This window comes from Spirosoma luteum DSM 19990, from assembly GCF_000374065.1.
Taxonomy (GTDB): Bacteria; Bacteroidota; Bacteroidia; order Cytophagales; family Spirosomataceae; genus Spirosoma; species Spirosoma luteum.
The window spans coordinates 1-5722 of record NZ_KB893289.1; the positions used below are offsets into that span (position 1 = coordinate 1).

Here is a 5722-nt window from a genome sequence, read left to right on the forward strand (position 1 = left end):
CACGACTACGGATTCAAAGCACACTTACCCCGTGGCCGAGAATCATTTGAACCGCCAATTCAATCCGGTAAAACCGGGCCAGGCATGGGTTTCGGATCTGACGTATATTCGTACGGGTGAAGGGTGGCTCTACCTGACTATGATTATGGATTTGTATGACCGGAAAGTGATTGGCTGGGCTTTGAGTAAGTCAATGAAAGCCGCTGAAACAACCATTCCAGCTTGGCAGATGGCCATTAAAAATCGGCCTATTGAGCGGGCCTTAATCTTTCATCGCTCCGGCGCCCCGGTCTGATCGAGGAGTGCAGTATGCTTGTCATGCCTTTACGAAACTGCTAAAAAAACACCCACTGGTTGTACAAAGTATGACTGGGAAAGCTAACTGTTGGGATAATGCCGTGGCCGAAAGCTTTTTCAAAAACCTCAAGTCGGAGTTGGTGTATCAGCAGGATTTCCAGACGCAAGCCATGGCTAAGCAGGCTGTTTTTGAATATATTGAAGTCTGGTACAATCGTCAACGCAGGCATTCGGCGCTAGGCTATCTTTCCCCTTTTGACTATTATAACAGGCAACTTCAACATGTTGCTTAAAAATTTGTTCAGTATTGTGTTGCAAGTCCAATTCCCATTCTATTGAATTATCGTTCAGGAAAACCTCCTAATATTTCCAAGCCAAGGCGCGACTACATCAACGTATGTTCATTATCGTTCAAACCAAGACTGGTATCCAATCGATTGGACTTGCTCACTGAATGGGTTAAACGACCTTGCGTTGGGAATAATCTCCTGTAATGACTATTCCACAGCAATCAATGGCCCAGAATCGATTAGAGTTGGCTTAAAATCGATAGCCTTGTTGTCAGATGTGCCTAATCGTGTAGTCACAGCAGCAACCCACTCGACTTTTCACTTCTGAATCGAGACCTAGTGGCTAATCCTTTATTTTTAATATATTTGAGCCCATTCAACGTTAAGATGAATCGCCTTTCGGGCTAATCCATCCCTATAGAGCTTCTGGCGCGTTATCCCAATGTCACCCGCACTCAGAAGGTATTCATCGGTTGGTTAACGCCCCAATCGCCTACTCAACGCCTGGTTAATCGACACCCAATTCGTATTGGTCAATGGATCTCATCGACCCGTTGACGCTCCTGATGAACTACCTTGTTTGGTTGCTGCTGGGATTATCCACTTCGGTCAGTTTGGCCCAACCTATTGTTCGTATTGACAGTCTACCTCCACAGGGTTTATTGCTCAACAAAGGCTGGACATGGCACTCGGGCGACAACCCAGTGTGGGCGAAAGCTGATGTTGACGATTCGAAGTGGGAGAACATTGATCCTACAAAGGACATTCACGACTTACCGCAGGTACGACGAGCCCAAATTGGCTGGTTCCGGCTCAAACTACAGGTCGACTCAACCCTGTTGCAACAGGCACTGGCCCTGGTTGTTCGGCAAGTGGGTGCTTCAGAAATTTACGTAGATGGACGCCTGATTTACCAACTTGGCGTGGTGAGCACCGTTCCAGAACAGGAGCAAACCACTTACCTGAAAGGAGAAGTGTATAGTTTTCACCTCAGCGGCCAGCCCACTCACCAACTCGCGGTGCGGTATTCGTTTACGAAGGCCAATTTTTATCATAACATTGATGGCTTTGGAAATCCTTGCCTGGCTCTGTATATTGAAAACAGCAATCAGGGGCACTCCAACGTACTATACAACAACCTTATTAATTTTGTACTGGAGTTTGCGCTAACGACTCTTCACCTGCTACTGGGCGTTACCTTTCTGTTCTTCTATTTCTCATTCAACACACACAAGCCCTATCTTTTCTTTGGACTATTTGCCTTAGGCACATTCACTGCCCATATTTTTTTTACGCTCCGAATCCGCCCGAAATCGGCTTCCTTTGATGCCCTCTACTACTATGTAGGTTATGTTATTACCAACATATCCCTTCTGTTTCTATTGGTAGGGATTTATGCGTTTTACGCCAGGCCTAAAGGCCCGCTTTTTTACGGACTCGTCGGGTACGCTATCCTCACCTTGCCTGGTATGCTACTGTTTTATAACGATGTCTGGATGCTAAATTCAGGTCTTTATTTGATTTTCAACTTAGATACGTTGCGGCAGTATTGGTACGCAATGAAGTCCCATCAGGCAGGGGCAGGGGCTAGGACGCTCTTCGTCACCAATTTGGTTTTCTTTGTGTTTTTTCTCCCATCACTGGCCTTACGGTTGGCAAGTCTGGGCGGTTGGGCTTATATTTCTATTTCGATTGGGCTGTTTGCCACCCCCATCGGGTACAGTTTATTTCTGGCAGGTGAATTTGCCCGCACCGCGCATATCTTACGCAAGCGGGTGGTAGAGGTCGAAGAGTTGTCGGCAGAAAAGCAACAAATTCTCTCGGCCCAAAACGAAACCCTCGAACGGCAGGTTGCTGAGCGCACAACTGAACTCCATCAATCACTCACTGACCTCAAAGCTACCCAAACTCAGCTTATCCAGAAAGAGAAACTGGCCAGCCTGGGGGAACTAACGGCAGGTATCGCCCATGAGATTCAGAACCCGTTGAACTTCGTTAATAACTTCTCCGAAGTGAGTGCCGAACTGGTGAGTGAGTTGAAAGACGAACTTACCAAGGGTGATACGGATGAAGCCAAAGCCATCGCCGACGACTTGGCGCAAAATCTCCAGAAAATTACCCATCATGGTAGCCGGGTCTCGGCCATCGTCAAAGGTATGTTGGAGCATAGTCGTACGGTCACCGGTGAGCGACAACTTACTGAGTTGAACGCCCTGGCCGATGAGTATTTACGGCTAGCCTATCAGGGTTTGAAGGCTAAAGACAAGGGCTTGAATTGGGATCTTGTGACGGACTTTGCTTCTGACCTGGGCCCGATTGAGGTGGTTCCTCAGGAGATTGGCCGGGTATTGTTAAACCTGTACACGAATGCGTTTTATGCCCTTCAGCAAAAGCTGAAAACAGCCCCTATTGAGTATCATCCTACTGTTTGGGTCAGTACCCACCACCTGGCCAATGCGGTTGAAATGCGGATCAAGGATAATGGCACAGGAATTCCCGAGTCGGTGAAGAGCAAAATCTTTCAGCCTTTTTTTACGACTAAGCCAACGGGCGAAGGCACTGGACTGGGGTTAAGCCTGAGTTACGACATTGTGACCAAAGGGCATGGAGGAAGGCTAAGCGTAGAAAGTGTTGAAGGGGATGGCTCTGAATTTGTGATCACTTTACCGACTACCTAACGGCCGGGGTTGACTGACCTTCATGCTGGGCTTTTCCATTCGCAAACTGAACGCTTAGCTGAGCAACAACAATGGGCTTGGTTAGAAATCATCCGCGCCATTGGGGCCAGTCAGCTCATCTATAATTGATTGCCAAAGGCTGTGATTATCCCTTTTCAAATGGGTGCGAGGGAGCGGGTACAAAACTTGGATATTAACTCTAGGGTAGGTCACTGAGTTGAGACTAGTCCATCTAAGGCTACCTTTCTCCTGCTCAAAATTCGTCCAGTAAAACGTCGGGCAAGCTAGACGAATTATTCGTGCCATATTCGTCGATCAATAACTAATGCTTTTTCCTCAACCACGCGGATACTGCTATAAGTAGGGTGTGTTGGATGAAGAAGATAGTTGATTCCATCAGGCATGACTGATGAGGGTACTCCCAGAGCAAGAACGTCCGGTTTGGCTAACCAATCTCGTAAAATGGTTTGGCTTCGTCCGTAAGTGTTTTCGCTCCAATAGGCAGGTAGTTCTTCGGCCGTCAACACACGTTGATTTTGATCCGGAATTTCCAACGTAAACAGTCGATAGGTGGGTAATTCGCTGTAGGGCACCTGAGGCATGTGCACTAGAATTTCTACTAAGGCTAAGGCAGGATGTTCAGCTGTATATAAGATGCCGACACCGGGTGGGTTCCAGCGCCCGCCATTCAACCAGGTTCCCATGACATCGAGTGGGCGATCGGCATACTTCTGCCGAACAACCCGATACACTAAGGCCATAGGTTAACCGAAAATTCCGTGATCAATCCGCCCCAATATGCGATCCACCAGCGTGTAGCCCGTAACCGTATCCAGGGTTTGTAAGGGGGTTTGATAGTCCAATTCCCGGAGCGAGGAACGTAACCATCCGGCGACAGTGAGTGCTCGCCCATCAAAGGTGTCCAAGGCGTGTTGGAGCAAATTTTCTAATAAGAGCAATCGTTCGGATGCATCCTGACTGATGCGTTGATCGGTTTTCAGGCGATGCAGGTAGGATGCTGAGATGCCTAGAGCCGCAGCCATTTCTTTATCTGTTAGGCCAATTAATCGGGCAACCCGGTCTGCTTCTGCTCGAAATACCCCTTGTCGACTGCGGGTGATGATTTCCATCTCAGTCAGTAATTTAACTGGCATAAAGCGATTCGATGGAATGCTTGGTGTGCTGGTAGCCATGGTAGTGAACTTTTTCACTAAGGTAGCTATACAATTTCACTTAGTCAACTCCCTTAAAAGTGCTATTACTTAGGTTTAGAAGAACCTATACTAACCAACGGTTGAGCTAATTCAACATGCCTAACTGAATGAATTGTTCTGGGAACCACCTCTCTACCCGCCCATCGCCCATTTAAACGACCAGTTGATTTTGAAATGAGCTAATGAATCAAGTGAATGACTAAATTGTCTTACTGTTCAAATTTCATCCGCATTACGCAGAAAAAGCCCTGATAGGTGGACCCCCAGGGCTTGAGTAGCTTAACGAATAATAAGCGCTGATTTGACTCTTTTAGTTTGCTCACAGTTTCATACGGGGCCGTATTATCCCTTTTCCTTATTCAACGCTAACCGCTTGGCTTATTTCACTCTACTTCGGCTGAATCGTTCTTTTCACCTAACATTTCTTTCATGGCCTCTTCGCCATACTCCCGGTGTAGGCTGCCCAGTTCTTTATCAGACCGTGCATCGGTCTGATCCGTATTACGGACCGTACCGGGCTTAAGCTTATGTTTCTTTTCGAGATTGCCGACCTGAATATCAGAGCGGTCTTTACGGATTTTGCTCATGAGTAGATCTGGGATTAAATTAACGTGAACTATGAGATTGCTTTCTAAGCGGCTAGTACCCAATGTGGTTGGCCCGCCATCAGCAAGCGATCTCATAGTTCACGTTATTTTAGTTTATATTCCTCTCATACTTTTCCGGGCTTTTTTAGCCCAGCGACGAGTGCCGACGCACTCGGTTGTAGTACCCTTCAATGTAGGCGAACACTTCCGTGCGCGCGCCCTCCACGCTCAAAAATGCCCCCCCTTCTAACAACTCCGCTTTGATTCTACTCCAAAAAGACTCGGCAAACGCATTGTCATAGGGGTCATCAGCCCGGCTCATGCTGGGGTTGATTCGCCACAAGCGCACTAATTCTTTATACTCGTTGGAAATGTACTGCCCACCCCGGTCAGAATGGATGATGAGACCTTCCCCAGGCAAACGGTTCTGCAACGCAGTTCGTAACGGTATCAAAATCAGCTCATCTTCCATATTGTCATCCACTCACCAGCCTACAATCCGGCGCGAAAATAGCCGCGGTGGCGGACCACTCCATCCAGGCCCCCAGATAAGCCCATTGGCCATTGACCAAAGGCAGATAGGTGATGTCGCTTACCCAGACCACATTCGGTCTGGCGGGAAAGGCCAAGTCCAGTAACAGATTAGGCCGCACGGG

7 protein-coding genes and 1 pseudogene are annotated in these 5722 nt (G+C 47.8%); 3 read left to right on the forward strand and 5 right to left on the reverse strand.

Features of this window, described 5'->3' with window-relative positions:
- The 3 genes from B156_RS0123455 to B156_RS0123465 form a co-directional block, all read left to right on the forward strand.
- The coding region (locus B156_RS0123455; protein ID WP_018622192.1) for a DDE-type integrase/transposase/recombinase at nucleotides 1-295 on the forward strand (295 nt) is incomplete at its 5' end.
- 70 nt (nucleotides 296-365) lie between these two features.
- A complete protein-coding gene (locus B156_RS0123460; protein WP_018622236.1) occupies nucleotides 366-590 on the forward strand; it encodes an IS3 family transposase in 225 nt (74 codons plus the stop codon).
- A 533-nt stretch (nucleotides 591-1123) separates the two neighbouring features.
- Complete coding sequence (locus B156_RS0123465) at nucleotides 1124-3265, forward strand: ATP-binding protein (RefSeq protein WP_018622237.1); 2142 nt, start codon at nucleotides 1124-1126, stop codon at nucleotides 3263-3265.
- A 293-nt stretch (nucleotides 3266-3558) separates the two neighbouring features.
- Here B156_RS0123465 and B156_RS0123470 read toward each other — a convergent pair whose 3' ends face one another.
- The 5 genes and pseudogenes from B156_RS0123470 to B156_RS31590 form a co-directional block, all read right to left on the reverse strand.
- Nucleotides 3559-4026, reverse strand: coding sequence for an RES family NAD+ phosphorylase (locus B156_RS0123470; protein ID WP_018622238.1), 468 nt, complete (start codon nucleotides 4024-4026; stop codon nucleotides 3559-3561).
- A gap of 3 nt (nucleotides 4027-4029) precedes the next feature.
- The gene (locus B156_RS0123475; RefSeq protein WP_018622239.1) at nucleotides 4030-4458 is read right to left on the reverse strand and encodes an antitoxin Xre/MbcA/ParS toxin-binding domain-containing protein; all 429 of its coding nucleotides are present in this window, start codon (nucleotides 4456-4458) and stop codon (nucleotides 4030-4032) included.
- A 404-nt stretch (nucleotides 4459-4862) separates the two neighbouring features.
- Nucleotides 4863-5066, reverse strand: a complete 204-nt coding sequence (locus B156_RS0123480; protein ID WP_018622240.1) for a hypothetical protein — start codon at nucleotides 5064-5066, stop codon at nucleotides 4863-4865.
- Nucleotides 5067-5211: 145 nt separating this feature from the next.
- Complete coding sequence (locus B156_RS31585) at nucleotides 5212-5487, reverse strand: integrase core domain-containing protein (RefSeq protein ID WP_157627161.1); 276 nt, start codon at nucleotides 5485-5487, stop codon at nucleotides 5212-5214.
- A gap of 55 nt (nucleotides 5488-5542) precedes the next feature.
- Nucleotides 5543-5722 (reverse strand): annotated as a pseudogene (locus B156_RS31590) (hypothetical protein); the annotation flags it as partial.